General features: G+C 68.6%; 18 protein-coding genes and 1 pseudogene. 8 read left to right on the top strand and 11 right to left on the bottom strand.

Features of this window, described 5'->3' with window-relative positions; all coding sequences use genetic code 11:
* Nucleotides 1–5: 5 nt before the first annotated feature.
* Together PSR88_RS06815 and PSR88_RS06810 are read right to left on the bottom strand one after the other, a co-directional pair.
* On the bottom strand, nt 6–1406 hold the full coding sequence (locus PSR88_RS06815; RefSeq protein ID WP_011594392.1) for an MFS transporter: 1401 nt from the start codon (nt 1404–1406) through the stop codon (nt 6–8).
* Between the two features lie 122 nt (nt 1407–1528).
* On the bottom strand, nt 1529–2206 hold the full coding sequence (locus PSR88_RS06810) for a TetR family transcriptional regulator (RefSeq protein WP_009474049.1): 678 nt from the start codon (nt 2204–2206) through the stop codon (nt 1529–1531).
* Nucleotides 2207–2316: 110 nt separating this feature from the next.
* On the opposite strand from PSR88_RS06810, the gene PSR88_RS06805 reads away from it, so the two are divergent.
* Together PSR88_RS06805 and PSR88_RS06800 are read left to right on the top strand one after the other, a co-directional pair.
* Complete coding sequence (locus PSR88_RS06805) at nt 2317–3231, top strand: shikimate dehydrogenase (RefSeq protein WP_009474048.1); 915 nt, start codon at nt 2317–2319, stop codon at nt 3229–3231.
* A gap of 116 nt (nt 3232–3347) precedes the next feature.
* Entirely contained in the window at nt 3348–3839 is a 492-nt protein-coding gene (locus PSR88_RS06800; RefSeq protein WP_016879941.1) for a metallophosphoesterase family protein, read from the top strand.
* 111 nt (nt 3840–3950) lie between these two features.
* Here the strand turns inward: PSR88_RS06800 and PSR88_RS06795 are convergent, their stop codons facing one another.
* The 6 genes from PSR88_RS06795 to pcaH are packed head-to-tail and all read right to left on the bottom strand — an operon-like array spanning nt 3951 to nt 9927.
* Nucleotides 3951–5162, bottom strand: coding sequence for an acetyl-CoA C-acetyltransferase (locus PSR88_RS06795; RefSeq protein WP_016879942.1), 1212 nt, complete (start codon nt 5160–5162; stop codon nt 3951–3953).
* Between the two features lie 36 nt (nt 5163–5198).
* On the bottom strand, nt 5199–5996 hold the full coding sequence (locus PSR88_RS06790; protein ID WP_009474045.1) for an IclR family transcriptional regulator: 798 nt from the start codon (nt 5994–5996) through the stop codon (nt 5199–5201).
* Complete coding sequence (gene pcaD, locus PSR88_RS06785) at nt 5993–7195, bottom strand: 3-oxoadipate enol-lactonase (protein WP_009474044.1); 1203 nt, start codon at nt 7193–7195, stop codon at nt 5993–5995. The genes PSR88_RS06790 and pcaD overlap by 4 nt, the downstream gene beginning before the upstream one ends.
* Nucleotides 7192–8544, bottom strand: coding sequence for a 3-carboxy-cis,cis-muconate cycloisomerase (gene pcaB / locus PSR88_RS06780; protein ID WP_009474043.1), 1353 nt, complete (start codon nt 8542–8544; stop codon nt 7192–7194). Before pcaB ends, pcaD begins: the two co-directional genes overlap by 4 nt.
* 28 nt (nt 8545–8572) lie before the next feature.
* Nucleotides 8573–9214 carry a protocatechuate 3,4-dioxygenase subunit alpha gene (gene pcaG / locus PSR88_RS06775; protein ID WP_009474042.1) on the bottom strand — a complete coding sequence of 214 codons (642 nt, stop codon included), beginning with the start codon at nt 9212–9214 and terminating at the stop codon, nt 8573–8575.
* Nucleotides 9214–9927: a protocatechuate 3,4-dioxygenase subunit beta gene (gene pcaH, locus PSR88_RS06770; RefSeq protein ID WP_009474041.1), complete on the bottom strand. Its 714-nt coding sequence runs from the start codon at nt 9925–9927 to the stop codon at nt 9214–9216. The genes pcaG and pcaH overlap by 1 nt, the downstream gene beginning before the upstream one ends.
* Before the next feature lie 152 nt (nt 9928–10079).
* Between pcaH and PSR88_RS06765 the strand changes: the two genes are divergently transcribed.
* Together PSR88_RS06765 and PSR88_RS06760 are read left to right on the top strand one after the other, a co-directional pair.
* Nucleotides 10080–10829 carry a CoA transferase subunit A gene (locus PSR88_RS06765; RefSeq protein WP_005248111.1) on the top strand — a complete coding sequence of 250 codons (750 nt, stop codon included), beginning with the start codon at nt 10080–10082 and terminating at the stop codon, nt 10827–10829.
* Nucleotides 10826–11467, top strand: a complete 642-nt coding sequence (locus tag PSR88_RS06760; protein ID WP_009474040.1) for a 3-oxoacid CoA-transferase subunit B — start codon at nt 10826–10828, stop codon at nt 11465–11467. Before PSR88_RS06765 ends, PSR88_RS06760 begins: the two co-directional genes overlap by 4 nt.
* 10 nt (nt 11468–11477) lie before the next feature.
* Here PSR88_RS06760 and fdhD read toward each other — a convergent pair whose 3' ends face one another.
* Entirely contained in the window at nt 11478–12305 is an 828-nt protein-coding gene (fdhD, locus tag PSR88_RS06755; RefSeq protein WP_016879943.1) for a formate dehydrogenase accessory sulfurtransferase FdhD, read from the bottom strand.
* A gap of 129 nt (nt 12306–12434) precedes the next feature.
* On the opposite strand from fdhD, the gene PSR88_RS06750 reads away from it, so the two are divergent.
* The 3 genes from PSR88_RS06750 (at nt 12435) to PSR88_RS06740 (ending at nt 16231) form a co-directional block, all read left to right on the top strand.
* Nucleotides 12435–13058 (top strand): GNAT family N-acetyltransferase, encoded by a 624-nt coding sequence (locus tag PSR88_RS06750; RefSeq protein WP_029537193.1) that lies wholly within the window; start codon nt 12435–12437, stop codon nt 13056–13058.
* Between the two features lie 62 nt (nt 13059–13120).
* Entirely contained in the window at nt 13121–14134 is a 1014-nt protein-coding gene (locus PSR88_RS06745) for an iron-siderophore ABC transporter substrate-binding protein (RefSeq protein WP_009474037.1), read from the top strand.
* A gap of 48 nt (nt 14135–14182) precedes the next feature.
* Complete coding sequence (locus tag PSR88_RS06740) at nt 14183–16231, top strand: alpha/beta hydrolase family protein (protein ID WP_009474036.1); 2049 nt, start codon at nt 14183–14185, stop codon at nt 16229–16231.
* Between the two features lie 30 nt (nt 16232–16261).
* Here PSR88_RS06740 and PSR88_RS06735 read toward each other — a convergent pair whose 3' ends face one another.
* The gene (locus PSR88_RS06735; RefSeq protein ID WP_009474035.1) at nt 16262–16522 is read right to left on the bottom strand and encodes a WhiB family transcriptional regulator; all 261 of its coding nucleotides are present in this window, start codon (nt 16520–16522) and stop codon (nt 16262–16264) included.
* Between the two features lie 63 nt (nt 16523–16585).
* Nucleotides 16586–17136: pseudogene (locus PSR88_RS06730) on the bottom strand (HNH endonuclease).
* A gap of 414 nt (nt 17137–17550) precedes the next feature.
* On the opposite strand from PSR88_RS06730, the gene mihF reads away from it, so the two are divergent.
* Nucleotides 17551–17862: an integration host factor, actinobacterial type gene (gene mihF / locus PSR88_RS06725; RefSeq protein ID WP_005248100.1), complete on the top strand. Its 312-nt coding sequence runs from the start codon at nt 17551–17553 to the stop codon at nt 17860–17862.
* Nucleotides 17863–17870: the final 8 nt, after the last annotated feature.

Genomic DNA, 17870 nt, shown 5'->3' with positions numbered 1-17870 from the left:
GTTGATCAGACCTTCGCGTTCGCTTTCGCCTTCGTGAGCGCGACGTCCTCCTTGTCGAGGTCGAGCAGCGGAGTACGGGAGTTCTCCTTCGCCGTGGAGGCAGAGGCCGCGGCGATGAGCGCGCAGACGGCGGTGAAGATCGCCACCGGCACCCAGTTCTTGGGATCGGCGCCGCGCAGTGCCTGGGCGATGGTCGGTGCGAATCCGGCGAGCGCGAAACCGAGCTGCGTGCCGATCGCCATGCCGGAGTAGCGAACCCGTGACGAGAACATCTCGGCGTAGAACGCCGGCCAGATGGCGTTGGTCCCGGCGTAGACGCCACCCATCAGCAGGATGCCCGCGAAGAAGATCATCGCCACGTTGCCGGTGCCGATCGCGGCGAAGTACAGGAAGATTCCGGCGGACGAACCGATCGCGCCACCGATGAACACCGGCTTGCGGCCGATCCGGTCGGACAGCATGCCGAGCAGCGGCTGCGAGACCAGGGCCACCGTGTTGGCGGCGATCGCGACCCACAGCATGGTCGTGCGGCTCATCCCGATTTCGGGGGTGGTGGCGTAGGCGAGGCCGAACACGGAGAACACGGTGCTGACGACGGCGATGAAGGCGCAGAAGACCACGCGGAGAACGTCACGCCAGTGCGTGCGGAAGAGGTCGACGACGGGGAGCGGGGCGGGCGCCTCGTCCAGGGCTTCCTTGTTGGCGATGAAGATCTCGGGCTCTTCGAGCTTGCGACGCACGATGTAGGCGACGACGAGGACGAGCAGGCTGCACCAGAACGGCACACGCCAGCCCCAGCTGTAGAGGGTCTCGTCGGGCAGCGCCGCGACGGGGATGAACGCGAGGCTCGCGACGATGAAGCCGGCCTGGGTACCGGTGAGCGTCCAACTGCAGAAGAAGCCGCGACGGTGGGCGGGGGAGTGCTCGAGGGTGAGCGAGCCCGCACCCGACTGTTCGCCGGCCGCGGAAACGCCCTGGCAGATACGCAGCAGCACCAGCAGCACCGGTCCGACCATCCCGGCCTGCTCGGACGACGGCAGACAGCCGATCAGGAACGTGACGACGCCCATGAGAACCAGGCAGAACATCATCACCTTCTTGCGTCCGGCCCGGTCGCCGAAGTGTCCGACGAACACGGCGCCGATCGGACGCGCGATGTAGGAGATGCCGAAGGTGGCCAGCGACAGCAGCAGCGGGTTCTTCGATCCCTCGAAGAACACGTGCGGGAACACCAACGCAGCAGCCGAGGCGAAGATGTAGAAGTCGTAGTACTCGAGCAGGCTGCCGAAGAAGGCGGCCTTCGCGGCCTTCTTCGCGTTGGTGGGGTCAGCGTTGGGGTCGACGGAGGAGCGGCCTTTGCCGTCACCGTTTCGACCGGAGGCGCCGGTGCCGTAGTCGATGGTCATCGATACTCCTGGGGAGCGAGGAATGTGAACACTGGCGGCTCGGAAGAGCAGGTGTTCGTAGGTCGTAGAAGCAAGGTAACCCAGGTCACAGCCTCGCGTCAATAATGGTCGAAATAGTTAGTTCATACTTTCCCGGGCTGCTGCAGGTAGGCCAGGACGACGTCGCCGATCATCGCGCGCAGGTGGGGGCGGTTCTCCGCGCCGGTGAGATCCCAGTCGAACAGCGCCTTGAACGTGTACCGATTGGCCACCCGGAAGACGCAGTACGAGCTGATGAGCATGTGGATGTCGAGTGCCGTCGTGTCGGTGCGGAAGATGCCCGCCTCCTGCCCTCGTTGGAGGATCCGCTCGAGCGTGCGAATCGCCGGCGCCTGCGTCTCGGGGAGTCCCTCGGCCCGGACAAGGTTGACGCCGCGGTTCGTGTTCTCGATCGCGACGAGACGGATGAAGTCCGGGTGAGCCTCGTGATGGTCGAACGTCAGCTCGGCGAGCGCCCGGATCGCCTCGGTCGGCTCGAGGTGGTCGACGTCGAGCTGGGACTCCTCGTAGCGGATCTCCTCGTAGGCCCGCTGCAGGACTGCCCGGTACAGCCCCTCCTTGTCGCCGAAGTAGTAGTAGAGCATCCGCTTCGTGGTGGCGGTCTTCGCCGCGATCTCGTCGATGCGGGCGCCGGTCAGCCCCTTGTCGGCGAATTCCGTCATCGCCACCCGCAGGATGTTCTCCCGGGTCTTCTCGGGGTTGCGGGTCCGTTTGACCGTCTCCTTCTCGGAGGTCGCGCCCGTCGTCTCGCTTCGTGTCATCGGTGAAACTCCTGCCTGTGCTGTCTTCCGCGCGGTATGGAGGTATGCTACCGTGACATAACTCACTAGATAGTTAATTAGCTCTCAGCCCTCTCCCGGAAGTGATCGCCATGACCTCTCGTGACCTCGATGCCCCCACCGCTCGCCCGTCGTACCTGTGCGGTCTGATCGGCACCGGGATCTCGAAATCGCTGACCCCGCCGCTCCACGAGGCCGAGGGTCGCGCGCAGGGCGTCGGGTACGTCTACCGGATCCTCGACCTCGACACGCTGGGCATGGGCGTCGAGGGGCTACCGCAGCTCCTCTCAGCCGCCAAGCTCCTCGGGTTCAACGGGCTCAACATCACCCACCCCTGCAAGCAGGCCGTCATTCCGCTCCTCGACGACCTGTCCGACGACGCCCGCAAGCTCGGCGCGGTCAACACGGTCCACATCGAAGGCGGGCGCCTGATCGGCCACAACACCGACTGGTCCGGATTCGCGCGCAACATGGACGAGGGCCTCGAAGGCGCGCCCATGAACCACGTCGTGCAACTCGGGGCGGGCGGCGCCGGCGCGGCCGTCGCCTACGCCGCGCTCACCCGCGGTGTCGGACACTTCACGATCATCGACGCCGACGCCGCGCGGTCGAAGGATCTGCGCGACTCGCTTGCCGAACTGTTCCCGGACCGGGAAATCGCGGCCGGCGACCTCTCCGCCGTTCCCGCCGCGGTCGGTGCGGCCCAGGGCCTCATCCACGCGACGCCGATCGGCATGGCGGCCCACCCCGGCATGGCACTCGACGCCGCACTGCTGCGCCCCGACCTGTGGGTCGCGGACGTCGTCTACCGTCCCGCCGAAACCGAACTCCTCGCCCGCGCCCGCGAGATCGGTGCCCGGACCCTCAGCGGAATCGGCATGACCATCGGTCAGGCCGTCGATTCCTTCCGGATCTTCACCGGCCTCGAGCCGGACGCGCAGCGGATGCGTGAGCACATGGGTCTGCTGTTGCAGGCAGAGGACGCCGCCGCGCTCGCGGGCGCGTAAACGCCGCGTCTGCCCACTTCTGCACCTGCACCCCATTTCTGCACCTGCACCACTTTTCGCACGCGAAAACGGGTGCGGATGCAGAGAAAGGGTGCGGATTCGCGCAGACTGGGACCGTGAGGTTATTGCTGCTGGCCGACACCCATGTCCCGAAACGGGCGCGCGACCTGCCCGCCCGGGTGTGGGACGAGGTCGACCGCGCGGACGTGGTGATCCACGCCGGCGACTGGGTCGATCTCCCCACATTCGAGGCGCTGCAGGCGCGATCGGCGCGGCTCGTGGCGTGCTGGGGCAACAACGACGGCGACGACCTGCGCGCCCTGATGCCCGAGCGGGCGGACGTGACGCTGGCCGGGGTGCGCATTACCGTCGTGCACGAGACCGGGGCCTCGGCAGGCAGGGAGAAACGGATGTCCGCCGCCTATCCGGACACCGACGTCCTGATCTTCGGGCACAGCCACATCCCCTGGGACACCACCACGGAAACCGGTCTGCGACTGCTGAACCCGGGATCGCCGACCGACCGACGGCGCCAGCCGCACTGCACGTACATGACCGCCACCGCCCGGGACGGGGAACTCGGCGACGTCGAATTGCACCGGCTGTGACGAGCCCGGCTGTTGCGTGACGCAGCCGTGGACGTGCATTCTCGGCCCGGAACGAACATCGGCGGGCAGGCACGAAGCCTGCCCGCCGATGCGTGCACCGAAGACGCCGGATCAGACCCGCTCGAACACCGCAGCCAGGCCCTGGCCGCCGCCGATGCACATGGTCTCGAGCCCGTAGCGGGATTCGCGACGGTCCATCTCCCGCAGGAGGGTGGCGAGAATGCGGCCGCCGGTGGCGCCGACGGGGTGTCCGAGGGAGATGCCGGATCCGTTGGGGTTGAGGCGTTCGTCGGTGGGGTCGAGGTCCCAGCTGCGGAGGACGGCGAGGGTCTGCGCGGCGAAGGCCTCGTTCAGTTCGATCACACCCATGTCGGACAGCGACAGTCCGAGCTGACCGAGGGCCTTCTCCGTGGCGGGCACCGGGCCGATGCCCATGGTGCGTGGCGGGACGCCGGCCACGGCCCAGGACGCCATGCGGGCGAGGGGCTTCAGCCCGAGTTCCTTCGCCGTCTCGGCGGTTGTCACGATGCACACGGCGGCACCGTCGTTCTGCCCGCTGGCGTTGCCGGCGGTGACGGTGGAGGCGGAGTCGATCTTGGAGCGGATGGCGCGGAGCTTCGACAGCGACTCCACCGTGGTGTCGGCGCGCGGATGCTCGTCCTTGTCGACGACGAGCGGGTCCGACTTGCGTTGCGGCACCGTCACTCCGACGATCTCCTCGGCGAAGCGTCCTGAATCCTGTGCGGCGACGGCACGCTGGTGCGATTGCACGGCGAGCGCGTCCTGGTCCTCACGGCTGATGTCGAACTCGGCGCGGAGGTTTTCGGCGGTCTCGATCATGCCGCCCGGCACGGGGAAGTTCGCACCGCCGGCGGTGACGCGGGCGCGGGCGAGCCGGTCCGCGAGTTGCACGCCTTCGCCCTTGACGCCCCAGCGGATGTTCGGGTTGGTGTAGAACTCGGCCTGGCTCATGGATTCGGCGCCACCGGCGAGGACGAGATCATTGCCGCCGGACGCCACCTGGAGCACGGCGGTGATGACCGCTTGCAGACCGGATCCGCAGCGGCGATCCACCTGCATGCCGGGGACGTCGATGCCGAGTCCGGCGTCGAGGGCCGCGATCCGGCCGATGGCCGGGGCTTCCCCGCCCGGGGACGCCTGGCCCAGGATGACGTCGTCGATCTGGCTGCCCTCGATGCCGGTGCGTTCGACGAGCGCCGTGATGACGGTGGCCGCGAGGCTCTGCGGGGTGATGTCCTTGAACACTCCGCCGAAGCGCCCGACCGGCGTTCGCAGGGGCTCGCAGATGACGACGTCACGCATGGAAAGACCTTTCATGAAGATTCCTCGGGCACTGCGTCAGCGATTGACGGTGGCGAGGTCCTGTTCGATGTCGGTTGCGGTGACCCGCAGCGACGGGATGAGATCGGAATGCAGATCCTCGAGGCTGTATCGCGCGGCCGGTGTGGAGATGTTCACCGCCGCGACGGTCAGCCCGGAGGCATTGCGGATCGGGGCGGCCATCGACCGCAGGCCTGCCTCGAGTTCCTGGTCGAGAACGCAGATACCGTCCGCGCGGACCGCGAGAATCGCAGCCTTCAGCTCGTCGCGGGCCGTGATCGTGCGTTCGGTGAGCCGCTGGATGTCGAGCTTTTCGAGGTACGCGTCGAGTTCGTCGTCGGGCAGTCCCGCCAGCAGGACCCGCCCCATCGAGGTGGCGTACGCGGGGAGCCGGGTGCCGATGGTGATGCCCACCGTCATGATCCGGCTGACGGGCACGCGGGCCACGTACACGATGTCGGCGCCGTCGAGGATCGACACCGACGACGACTCGTGGACCTTGTGGCTCAACTTCTCGAGGTGCGGCTGCGCGACCTCCGGCAGCGACAGGCTCGACAGGTAGCTGTATCCGAGTTCGAGAACCCGCGGGGTGAGCCAGAACGCGGAACCGTCCGTGGCCACGTAGCCGAGCTCGACGAGGGTGAGCAGAAATCGGCGTGCGGTGGCGCGGGTCAGGTCGGTGGCGCGGGCGACGTCACTGAGCGTTCGCCGCTGATTCCGGTGGTCGAAGCAGCGGATCACGGCGAGGCCCCGGGCCAGGGACTGGACGTAGTCGGGGGACGGGAGGATCTTCTCCGTCGGTTCGGTAGCGGTCATGTCTGCGAATTCTCCTCCGTGGCCCCGGTGTCGGTGGAGGACAGGTCGGCGAGGGCCTGTTTGCCGAGTGCGAAGCCGAGATTGCTGTTGGGCACACCGGCGTAGACGGAGGTGTGGAGGAGCACCTCACCGATGGTGTCGGCGTCGACACCCGCGCGGAGGGCGGCGCGGATGTGCATGTCGAGTTCGTGCTCGTTGCCCACCGCGGTGAGGACGGCGATCGTGAGCAGCCGCCGCAACTCGTGGTCCAGCCCGGGGCGTGACCAGATGTCGCCCCACGCGGTGCGGGTGATGAAGTCCTGGAACGGTGCCGTGAAGTCGGTGGTGCCCGCCACGGAGCGGTCCACGTGCGCGTCGCCGAGTATCGAGCGGCGCACCGTCATTCCCTGTGCGTGCGCGGCGCGCCGGCCGCGCGCGTACCCGGCGCCGACGATGTGTTCGCGCAGCAGCGCCGTGACGGCTCCTGCCTGCTCGAGGTTCGCGACGTGCGCGGCGGGGGAGAGCACCTCGAACCGGGCCTCGGTGATGCCGTCCGCGAGGATCTGCATGACCGACGGCGGGGTGGACGGATCCTCCTCGCCCGCGATCACCAGTGTCGGTGCGCTGATGCGGGACAGGTCGGCGGTGAAATCCCAGTCGGCGAGGGCGTCGCAGCACGCGGCGTATCCCTCGGGGGACGTGGACGCGATCATCTCGCGGTAGTGCCGGACGAATTCCGGATCACGCTTGGCGAGCCCCTCGCTGAACCACCGTGCGACAACGGCATCCGCGAGCGACTCCGGACCGTCGGTGCGCGATGCCGCGGCCCGCTCGATCCATGCCTGCGGTTCACCGAATTTCGCGGCGGTGCACAGCAGCGACAGCGACAGCACCCGGCGCGGAGCGTGCGCGCCGAGCCACTGGGCGATCGCGCCGCCCATGGACAGTCCGACGAAGTGGGCGGCGTCGACGCCGAGCGAGTCGAGCAGGGCGAGAACGTCCTCGGACAGGTCGCGGACGGAGTACGGGCCGTCCGGTGCCGGCGATTCGCCGTGGCCGCGCTGATCGACGGCGACGACCCGGCATTCGTCGGACAGCGCCGCGATCTGCGGGTCCCACATCGACCGGTTGGAGCCGAGCGATCCGAGCAGGACGACGACGGGGGCGTCCGCCGCGCCGCTTCGGGGTCCGGAGATTTCGTGTGCGAGTGCGACTGTCATCGCGTTCCTTCCCGGCCGCGGGCCACTGTCTCCAGTGCGCGGTCGACGATGTCGTGGGCGTGGCCGAGGTATCCGGCGGGGTCGAGCAGGGCGCGGATCTCGTCCGCCTGCAGGTATTCGAGGAGCCCGGGATCCTCGTCGAGGGGGTGTCCGGTCTCGCACGCGGCGGTGACCAGGGCGCGCGCGTTGTCGGTGCGGGCGGACAGGGCGCCGGTGACGCGTTCCGCGAGGAGCAGGCCGCCGGTGATGTCGAGGTTGCGGGCCATCGCGTCGGGGTGGACGTTCAGCCCGCCGAGCGAGTCGGCGATGCGCGCGACGGCTCCGCCGGTGAGGCGTAGCAGGTCCGTGAGCGTTTCCCACTCGGCGTGCCACGCGCCCGCGGCGCGCTGCTGCTCGTGATCCATCGAGCCGAGGATCGTCGCGACGAGTCCCGGGGTGCGGCGGGCCGCGGCGCGGGCCGCGATCGCGGCCACCGGATTGCGCTTGTGCGGCATGGCCGACGAACCGCCGGGGGACCCTTCGCTGACCTCGCCGACCTCGGTGGACGACAGGAACACGAGGTCGGTGGCGATCTTGGACACCGCGCCCGCGGCCGTTCCGAGCGCCGACGCGAGCAGCGCGATGCGGGTGCGATCGGTGTGCCAGGGCACGTCCTGACGTGCCAGCCCGAGCTCGTCGGCGAGCACGTCGGCGACGTCGAGGCCGTGCGGGTAGAGCGCAGCCGACGTGCCGGCCGCGCCTCCCAGTTGCACGGGAAGTCCGTCGAGGGCGTCGAACAGTGCACGGGAGGCCCTGTGCAACGCCGTCATCCACCCCGCGGCGAGCACGCCGAACGTGGTGGGGAGGGCCTGCTGGCCGAGTGTGCGGCCGGCGATCGGGGTGTCGCGCTGGGCCCGCGCGAGCGCCTCGGCGCACACCACCGCCTCGTCGAGCGAGGCCAGGATGTGCGCACCCGACCGGCGGCACAGCAGCATCAGGGCGGTGTCGAGGATGTCCTGACTCGTGGCGCCCTTGTGCACGTGGCTTCCGGGTACCCCGAGATCGGCGGCCGCGACCTCGCTGCGGAGCAGTTTCACCAGCGGGATCACGGGATTGCCCCCCGCTGCGGCCGCCACGCCGAGGGCACCCACATCCACGGAGCCCTCGGCGACGACGCGCGCGAACACCGACGAGATGGCGTCGGCGGACGCGGCGGGGATGACGTCGCACTTCGCCTCCGCCCGGGCCAGTGCCCCCTCGACCTCGACCAGCGCGGTGACCCACGCCCGGTCCGAGAGCAGCGCCGACATTTCGCCGGCACCGAACGTCGGATCGAACAGGGCACCCCGGGAAGGCTCCGGAGAGTTCACGCGCGACACCTTTCTGCGTTGTGACCGATTACAGGGCGAAGAACGGGGTTTCCCGTCCGTCCGTGTTCTGCACGTGGATCGTCAGGTGGTATCCGCGATCCGTCTTCTCCGCGATCAGCTTGGGGCGGTCGGCTTCCGGAACGGCGGACAGCACGGGGTCCGATGCGTGCGCGTCCGTGTCCTCGGGGAAGTACAGCCGTGTGTACAGCCTCTCGAGCATGCCGCGGGCGAACAGTCCGACGTTGATGTGCGGGGCCTCGACGGCGCCGTCCTCGGCGGGAAGTGCGCCCGGCTTCACGGTGTGCACCACGATCGTGCCGCTCTCGTCGGCGAACACGCGGGCCAGGCTGCGGAAGCCGGCGGGGGTCGCCTCGGCGGCACCGCGGGGATCGGTGGGGCTGTTGAACCGGCCCGCGGCATCTGCCTGCCAGGTTTCGATCATCGCGTCGCCGATGGGCTGACCGGCGCCGTCGATGACGTTGAAGGACACGTCGATTCGTCCCGGCGCATCCTCGGGGACGGCGTCGCCGCTGTTCTCCCACGTGGGGAAGAGGCCGATGTGGACGTACGGGCCGACGGTCTGGGACGGCGTGACACCGAACGGCACCTGGTCCTGGCTCTTGGCGAAGACCGGGTAGCGGGGGGCGTCGGGATTCTGGGTGTCGATCATCAGTGGCCCTCCGGGTCCTCGAACGGGGTGGCGTCCCGACCGCGCAGGACGATGTCGAACTTGAATCCGACGGCCCAGTTGTCGCGGGTGTGGTCGTAGTCGAACGTGCTGATCATCCGCTCGCGCGCCGCTTCGGGCACCGAGTTGTAGATCGGGTCCTGGAAGAAGAACGGATCGTCCGGGAAGTACATCTGCGTGACCAGCCGCTGGGTGAACGCCTGACCGAACAGGGAGAAGTGGATGTGTGCGGGCCGCCACGCGTTGTGGTGGTTGCCCCACGGGTAGGCGCCGGGCTTGATGGTCGTGAACTCGTAGTGGCCCTGCTTGTCGGTGAGGCAGCGGGCGACACCGTTGAAGTGGGGATCGAGCGGGGCCGGCCAGGAATCCATCTTGTGGCGGTAGCGGCCGCCGGCATTGGCCTGCCACACCTCGATGAGGGTGTCGGGGATGGGCTTGCCCGCACTGTCGAGGACGCGGCCGTGGACGATGATGCGTTGTCCCTGGGCCTCGCCGCCGTTGGCGTGGGTCATGTCGTTCTCACCCTTGGCGACGTCGGCGTCGCCGAAGACCGGACCGGTGATCTCGCCGAGTCGCTGCGGGATCAGGATCAGGTCGTTCTTGGGGCTGCGCAGCCGAGTCGTCTTGTACTCGGGGAACAGCAGCGGGGCATTGGCTTCGTGCCCGGCTTCGAAGTGGGCTGGCAGATGCAGCATGGAAAAAGATCCTCACGTTCTCGATGTGAACAGTCGGCCGCTATTCGCACATAGTAGTCGCGTTCTGTGATGGGGCCAACAGGCGGGGCGGAATTTGTTCGCAATGTGGATGGGTGTTCACTACTCGAACATTTTGCGGTAGCCTGGGTCACATGGTCAACAAAGTCTTCGCAACGGCGGCCGAGGCCGTTGCCGATGTCCCCGACGGAGCGTCCCTCGCGGTGGGCGGCTTCGGCCTCGTCGGTATCCCCTCGGTCCTCATCGACGCCCTCCTCGCACAAGGTGCGACCGACCTCGAGACGGTCAGCAACAACTGCGGCACCGACGGTTTCGGTCTGGGTCTGCTCCTCGAGCAGCACCGGATCCGGCGCACGATCAGCTCGTACGTCGGCGCGAACAAGGAATTCGCGCGGCAGTACCTCAGCGGAGAGCTCGAGGTTGAGCTCACTCCGCAGGGCACGCTGGCCGAGCGCATGCGCGCCGGGGGAGCGGGCATCCCCGCCTTCTACACCCCCGCCGGTGTCGGGACGCAGGTCGCCGACGGCGGTCTGCCGATCCGCTACGACGGCCAGGGCGGCATCGCGGTGGCGAGCAAGCCCAAGGAGACGCGCGAGTTCGACGGAGAGGCCTTCGTCCTCGAACGCGCCATCCGCACCGACTTCGCGCTGGTCCACGCGTGGAAGGGTGACCGCCTCGGCAACCTCGTGTACCGGGAGACGGCCCGCAACTTCAACCCGGACGCCGCCGGCGCCGGTCGCATCACCATCGCGCAGGTCGAGTACCTCGTCGAGCCCGGCGAGATCGACCCCGCCGAGGTGCACACCCCCGGCATCTTCGTCCAGCGTGTGGTCGAGGTCGGCAAGCAGGAAACGGGAATCGAGAACAGGACGGTACGGGCATGAGCTGGACGCGTGACGAGATGGCGGCCCGGGTCGCGGCCGAGCTCGAGGATGGGCAGTACGTGAACCTCGGCATCGGCATGCCCACCCTGATCCCCGGTCACATCCCGGCCGGCAAGGACGTCATCCTGCACTCGGAGAACGGCATCCTCGGCGTCGGGCCGTACCCGACCGACGACGAGGTCGACCCCGAACTGATCAACGCGGGCAAGGAGACCATCACCGTGGTCCCCGGCGGCGCGTTCTTCTCCTCCTCCGACTCCTTCTCGATGATCCGCGGCGGCAGCGTCGACGTGGCAGTTCTCGGCGCCATGCAGGTCAGCAGCCACGGCGACCTGTCCAACTGGATGGTCCCGGGCGCCATGGTCAAGGGCATGGGCGGCGCGATGGACCTCGTCCACGGCGCGGGCAAGGTCATCGTGATGATGGATCACGTCACCAAGAAGGGTGAGCACAAGATCCTCGAGGAGTGCACGCTGCCGTACACCGGCAAGCGCTGCGTACAGAAGATCGTCACCGATCTCGCTGTCATCGACGTGACCCCCGACGGCCTGCGGCTCGTCGAGACCGCTCCCGGCCACAGCGTCGAGGACGTTCAGGCGGCCACCGGCGCGACGCTCCTCGTCGACGCCACCGTCTAGAAACGCCCGCTCAGACCCCGGTCTTCACGCGCTGGGCTCCGGCATAGACGTTCATCGACTCCCCGCGGAGGAAGCCGACGAGCGTCGTGCCGGATTCCAGTGCCAGGTCGACGGCCAGCGAGGACGGCGCCGACACCGCGCCGAGCATCGGTATCCCCGCCATCACGGACTTCTGCACCAGTTCGAAGGACGCGCGCCCGCTGACGAGGAGAACACTGCCCGACAGCGGCACCCGCTCCTGTGTCAGTGCCCACCCCAGCACCTTGTCGACGGCGTTGTGCCTGCCGACGTCCTCCCGCAACGCGACGAGTGCGCCGTCGGGGGTGAACAGGCCCGCGGCGTGCAGTCCGCCCGTCGAATCGAAGATGCGCTGACCCGCCCGCAAGGTGGCCGGCATCGACGACAGCGTGGCCGCGGTCACCGACAAGTCGTTGCCGGACAAGGGGAATCGTGACCGTGTCCGGACCTGGTCCAGCGACGCCTTGCCGCACACCCCGCAGGCCGACGAGGTGACGAACCGGCGTTCCGGTCCACCCGGAACCGGGACGCCCTCGGCCAGAACCACGTCGAGCACGTTGTACGTGTTGGCTCCGCTCTCGTCGACGCCGTCGCAATAGCGGGCGACGGACACGTCGTCGCGGCTCTCGATGATGCCCTCGGTCAGCAGGAACCCGTGCACCAGATCGATGTCGTCGCCCGGCGTGCGCATCGTCACCGACAGTGAACGGCCGCCGACCCGGATCTCGAGGGGTTCTTCGACGGCCAGCGAATCGGGTCTGCGTGTCGTTCCGTGGTCGGTGATGCGGACGACCGGGCGTCGCGCGGTGACGCGGCCCATCACCTGCCGCCGGATTCGAGCGGACTGCGTGCGGACGAGGGGCGGGTCATGAGTCCATAGTGGCCCCGAACCGGGCGCGACGGCCAGTCGTTCCGGCGCGCCCGCCTGGTGTGCCCGTACCCTCTGGGCATGGGTGTGAGCGTGCGAGCGGCGACCGGATCCGACATTCCCGAACTGTCGCGCGTCCTTGCCGACGCGTTCTTCGACGACCCCGTGATGGTGTGGATGTGGCCGGATCCCGAGCGCAGGCGGCGCGGTCTGCCGAGACTGTTCGCGGTGGAGATCCGCCATCACCATCTGGCCGGGGGCGGAGCCGAACTGGTAGAGGACGGCGACGGCGTGGTCCGCGGGGCCGCCATGTGGGATCCGCCCGGCGGCTGGAAGCAGTCGACGTTGTCGTCGATCCTCAGCCTGCCGGGACTGGTCCGCGCGTTCGGCTCGCGGCTGGGCGTCGGGGCCGCGGTGAGCGGAACCGTCGAGGACGCACACCCGGTCGATCCCGTGCACTGGTATCTGGCGACGATCGGGACGTCGAGCGCGGGACGGGGCGGCGGTTACGGGAAGGCGCTGTTGCGGTCGCGGCTGGACCGGTGTGATGCCGAGGGGCTCCCGGCGTATCTGGAGTCGAGCAAGGAAGACAACATTTCCTACTACCAGCGGTTCGGATTCGACGTCACCGGCGAGATCCGGATCCCGGACGGCGGGCCGACGCTGTGGGCGATGTGGCGGGAACCCGTCCGCGCGACCCCTTAGGATAAGCTCGGCAAGCCTTACCTAAGTGGATCGTAGTACCTGGTAGACGAGAGGGTCGCCGCATGAACGTGGGTCAACAGAGGATCGGCCTGAGCCGACGCGGATTCCTCGTGGGCACCGGGGGGGCGCTGCTCGCGTTCGCCGCGGCCTGCAGCAGCTCGGACGGCGACGGCTCCGGCACCGGCAGTGAGCCGTCCGGTCCCGTCATCGCCCACAAGTACGGCGAGACCCAGGTGCCGACCGACCCGCAGCGCATCGTCAGTGTGGGCTACAACGACCAGGACACGATCCTCGCGCTCGGCGGCACGCTGGCAGGCACGTTCGACTGGTACGGCGACTACCCGTATGGCGTGTGGCCGTGGGCGCAGGACCTCCTCGGCGACGCGCAGCCCGAGATCGTGGGCACGGCATCGACCAACATCGATTTCGAGAAGGTCGCGACGGTCGCCCCGGATCTGGTGGTCGGCACCTACTCCGGCCTCACCCAGGCCCAGTACGACAAGCTGAGCGCCATCGCGCCGACGGTCGCGCAGCCCAAAGAGTTCGCCGATTACGGCGTCCCGTGGCAGGACCAGACGAGGATTCTCGGCGAGACGCTCGGCAAGAAGGACAAGGCCGCGGAGCTCGTGTCCTCCGTCGAGACGCAGTTCGACGACGTCCGGGCCGCCAACCCGGCGTTCGCGGGAAAGACCGTCCTCGTCGGCGCGCTCAAGGGTCCCGGGCAGTTCGGTGTGTACGGTCCGGAGGACCCGAAGGTCCGCTTCTTCACCGAACTCGGATTCGTCAATCCCGCTGTGACGGAACAGATCACCGGCAACTTTGCCGAGATCAGCACGGAGCAACTGTCGCTCGCGAACGTCGATCTCCTCGTCTGGTACGCGGGCGGCGGTTACGGCGACAAGTTGCGCGCGGAGCTCGACAAGACACCGATCTATCAGGAACTCGACGTGGTGAAGGCCGGACGCACGCTCACGCTCGAGGACGCCGCCGCCGAAGCGATGGCGTGGAGCACCGTATTGAGCCTGCCGTACGCGTTGAACGAGATTCCGCCGCGGGTCGCGCCCCTGCTCGCCTGAGACGCGGATGTCCGACGGTGTGAGCCCGGTTCGTGATACCAACGACTCGTGACCGCGATTCCTGAACTCCACGCCGGAACTCCTTTCGACGACCTCGACGACTACCTCGCGCTCGGCCGCGTCGGCGGCCTCGCGCTGTCCGCGGACGGGCGAAGGCTCGTCGTCGCGCAGTCGACGCTCGACGAGAAGGCGACCAAGTACGTCACAGCACTGTGGGAGATCGATCCCACCGGCGAGTTCGCGGCCCGCCGGCTCACCCGAGGTCGCAGCGGGGAGTCCAACCCGACGTTCACCAGCGACGGCGATCTCCTCTTCACGTCCTCCCGTCCGACCCAGGACGAGGACGACCTTCCCGACGATCTGTGGCGGCTGCCCGCGCGAGGCGGCGAGGCGGTGGTCGTCGCGCGCCGCGGCGGTGGCATCACCGGGGTCCGCGCCGCACGGTGCGCGCCGCGGGTCGTCGTCACCACCGGGGTTCTCGGGAGATCCGGGGAGTCCGCCGACGACGAGCGGGTGCGCACCGAGCGCAAGGAGAAGAAGGTCTCGGCGATCCTGCACACGGGCTACCCGATCCGCTACTGGGACCACGATCTCGGTCCCGAGGTGCCCCACCTCCTGTCCGCCTCACTGGACGCGCTCGCGGAGAACGGGCAGGAGCCGGAGCTGACCGACCTCACTCCGATGCCGGGTCCGGCACTGCGGGAGGCGAACTACGCGCTGAGCGACGACGGCGCGTTCGTGGTGTCGTCGTGGACGGTGCCCGGTCCGCTGGCGTCGATCCGGAGCATCCTCGTACGCGTCGACACCGAGACGGGGGCGCGGACGGTCCTCGTCGACGACGCCGACGCCGATCTGTCGGACCCGGTGATCTCCCCGGACGGACGGCATGTCGTGTTCACGAGGGAATCGCATGCGACACCCGACGCCGCGCCGCGATTCACGCTGCACCGCTACAGCTTCGACACGGGCACGGTCTCGGAGGTGGCGCCGGGGTGGGACCGGTGGGCAACGTCCGTGGCCTGGCTGTCCGACGGTTCGGGGCTCCTCGTCACCGCCGACGACCGTGGGCGTGCCCCGATCTTCCTGCTCCGTGACGGCGCGGACCCCACTCGGGTGACGACCGACGATTGCGCGTACACCGACCTGCAGGTGGCCCCCGACGGGTCGACGGTGTTCGCGCTGCGGGCGTCGTACGCGGCGCCGCCGCACCCGGTGCGCATCGACATCACCACCGGCGCCGTGTCACTGCTGAAGGCGCCCGCCGACCTCCCCGAGTTGCCGGGCACGCTGACGGAGGTCGAGACGGTCGCCGCCGACGGCGCCGCGGTGCGCGCGTGGCTCGCGGTGCCGACCGGCGCCTCCGCCCACGCGCCGGTTCCTCTCGCGCTGTGGGTGCACGGCGGCCCTCTGGGGTCGTGGAACACCTGGTCGTGGCGATGGAACCCGTGGCTGCTCGTGGCGCGGGGATACGCCGTGCTGCTGCCGGATCCGGCGTTGTCCACCGGCTACGGGCAGGAGTTCGTCGAGCGGGGCTGGGGTAAGTGGGGCAAGGCCCCGTTCACCGATCTCATGGCGATCACCGACGCCACGGTGGCACTGCCGGAGATCGACGAGAAGCGCACCGCGGCGATGGGCGGATCGTTCGGCGGTTACATGGCCAACTGGATCGCCGGACACACCGACCGGTTCAAGGCGATCGTCACCCACGCCAGCCTGTGGGCGCTGGACCAGTTCGGCCCCACCACCGATGCCGCCTGGTACTGGCAGCGGGAGATGACGCCCGAGATGGCGGTGGAGAACTCGCCGCACCTGTACGTCGCGGACATCGTGACCCCCATGCTGGTCATTCACGGCGACAAGGACTTTCGCGTTCCGATCGGAGAGGGGCTGCGGCTGTGGTTCGAGCTGCTGTCCGAGTCGGGGTTGCCCGCGGACGACGACGGTCGCACCGAACACCGCTTCCTCTATTTCCCGGACGAGAACCACTGGATCCTCACCCCGCAGAACGCGAAGGTCTGGTATCAGGTGGTGCTGTCGTTCCTCTCCGAGCACGTGCGGGGCGAGGACGTCGCGCTGCCCGAGATCCTGGGCCGGTAGCCGGCGGACCGGGGCCGGGCCGAGGCGGATTCACGTCCGCTTCTCGCGACCCCGATCGAATTCCTTGCCACCCCACACACCAGTCTGACCGGTGGTCCTGGCGAACAGCTCGCAGCGCATCCGCAGTGCGCAGCGATGGCAGACGTCGCGCGCGTACTCGAAGTCCTCGGTCGGGAACGGGAACCACCGGTCCGGCTCGGGGTCGGCGCGGCACGCCGCGTCAACCCAGCCGGCGGGGTCGTCGGAGGCAGGCAGCAGGGTGGACAGGGTCGTGTCCAGGACGTCGGTCATCGGGAAATCTCCTCTTCCCGGGAGAAGGTCGGTCGGGTGGAGGCGGGTGCAGGGATCTCGCGGTCAGACCGCCGCGAGATCCCTCCAGATCAGCCGCTGCGCCTTCTCGATGTGCCGGGCGCCTTCGGCTCCCAGAGCAGCGGCATTCCCGCCTCCTCCGGTGTGCGGTCGGCCTTCCTCTGGTTGCAGGGGACGCAGCAGGCCACGAGGTTGGCCCAGGTGTTCGGGCCGCCGCGGCTCCTCGGCAGCACGTGGTCGATGGTCGTCGCGACCGGCTCGGCGCAGTAGCCGCAACGATTGCGGTCGCGGCGGAACACGCCCGCGAACGTCGCGCGGCTGCTGTCGGTCACCAGCACGGAGTGCGGGACGTAGACGTAACGCAGCAGTCGAATGGTCTGCGGGAGGCTGATCTCGACGTGCTGCGAGCGAATCGGGAACGGCGGCTCCCGATCCGCGAGCGTCTCGGCCGCACCGACACTGATCAGCACGACGGCGCGCTCCGCGGGAATCTCGCAGAGGGCCTCGTACGTCACATTGACGACCAGCACATCCGCGCGCGACCAGTTGCGGGCGTCGAGGGTGTTGCCGGGTGGGTTACGGGAGAAGTGCCTCACGGGAGATCTCGGTTCTGTCGTCGGTTCGCGGCGGTGGGAGCACGCCGGCGACGGAAGTCGAGTCAGGCGTGTCGGGCGGTGCGGCAGGTCTTCGGGGCGGGCATGATCCCGCGTTCGCCTTGCCGACCGGCGGGGAAGGAGGCGGCGCCCGTGCGTGACGGCCGCAACCGGGTTGCGTGGGCTGCGGGCAGTGCGCGCATCGCTACGTCCTTCCTGAACTCGACGTGTGAACCGATCGGAACACGTCGAGCATGACACAGCACACCGCCCGCGTCCTGGCATTTTTCGTGCCGCCGGACCTGTGAGCCGGGGCGTGTCGAATCGGACAGGATGCGCGACACGTCCGATGGATGCGGTGAAGTTGCGGTTCTCTCGCTACGGTGTTCGATACGTACCCCGAATGAAGGAGACATCGTGGCACTTCCCCAGCTCACTGACGAACAGCGGGCAGCAGCTCTCGAGAAGGCCGCCGCCGCTCGTAAGGCACGCGCGGAGCTCAAGGACAAGCTCAAGTCCGGTGACATCACCCTCAAGCAGGTCCTTTCCAAGGCCGATGTCGACGACATCATCGGAAAGACCAAGGTCAGCGCCATTCTGGAAGCCTTGCCGAAGATCGGCAAGGTGAAGGCCCAGGAGATCATGGCCAACCTGGAGATCGCTCCGACGCGCCGCCTCCGTGGCCTCGGCGACCGTCAGCGCGACGCCCTGCTGGCGCACTTCAGCTGACACGTTCC

This window comes from Rhodococcus sp. DK176 (assembly GCF_038447315.2).
GTDB lineage: Bacteria > Actinomycetota > Actinomycetes > Mycobacteriales > Mycobacteriaceae > Rhodococcus_F > Rhodococcus_F jostii_A.
Note: the sequence above shows the minus strand (reverse complement) of the source record. Positions and strands in the feature narration are given on the sequence as shown.

Excerpts from the sequence above, each read along its gene's own strand:
- PSR88_RS06815 (WP_011594392.1), bottom strand. The coding sequence starts at position 1,406 with ATGACCATCGACTACGGCACCGGCGCCTCCGGTCGAAACGGTGACGGC.
- PSR88_RS06810 (WP_009474049.1), bottom strand. The coding sequence starts at position 2,206 with ATGACACGAAGCGAGACGACGGGCGCGACCTCCGAGAAGGAGACGGTC.
- PSR88_RS06805 (WP_009474048.1), top strand. The coding sequence starts at position 2,317 with ATGACCTCTCGTGACCTCGATGCCCCCACCGCTCGCCCGTCGTACCTG.
- PSR88_RS06795 (WP_016879942.1), bottom strand. The coding sequence starts at position 5,162 with ATGCGTGACGTCGTCATCTGCGAGCCCCTGCGAACGCCGGTCGGGCGC.
- PSR88_RS06790 (WP_009474045.1), bottom strand. The coding sequence starts at position 5,996 with ATGACCGCTACCGAACCGACGGAGAAGATCCTCCCGTCCCCCGACTAC.
- pcaD (WP_009474044.1), bottom strand. The coding sequence starts at position 7,195 with ATGACAGTCGCACTCGCACACGAAATCTCCGGACCCCGAAGCGGCGCG.
- pcaG (WP_009474042.1), bottom strand. The coding sequence starts at position 9,214 with ATGATCGACACCCAGAATCCCGACGCCCCCCGCTACCCGGTCTTCGCC.
- pcaH (WP_009474041.1), bottom strand. The coding sequence starts at position 9,927 with ATGCTGCATCTGCCAGCCCACTTCGAAGCCGGGCACGAAGCCAATGCC.
- PSR88_RS06765 (WP_005248111.1), top strand. The coding sequence starts at position 10,080 with ATGGTCAACAAAGTCTTCGCAACGGCGGCCGAGGCCGTTGCCGATGTC.
- PSR88_RS06760 (WP_009474040.1), top strand. The coding sequence starts at position 10,826 with ATGAGCTGGACGCGTGACGAGATGGCGGCCCGGGTCGCGGCCGAGCTC.
- fdhD (WP_016879943.1), bottom strand. The coding sequence starts at position 12,305 with ATGGGCCGCGTCACCGCGCGACGCCCGGTCGTCCGCATCACCGACCAC.
- PSR88_RS06750 (WP_029537193.1), top strand. The coding sequence starts at position 12,435 with ATGGGTGTGAGCGTGCGAGCGGCGACCGGATCCGACATTCCCGAACTG.
- PSR88_RS06745 (WP_009474037.1), top strand. The coding sequence starts at position 13,121 with ATGAACGTGGGTCAACAGAGGATCGGCCTGAGCCGACGCGGATTCCTC.
- PSR88_RS06735 (WP_009474035.1), bottom strand. The coding sequence starts at position 16,522 with ATGACCGACGTCCTGGACACGACCCTGTCCACCCTGCTGCCTGCCTCC.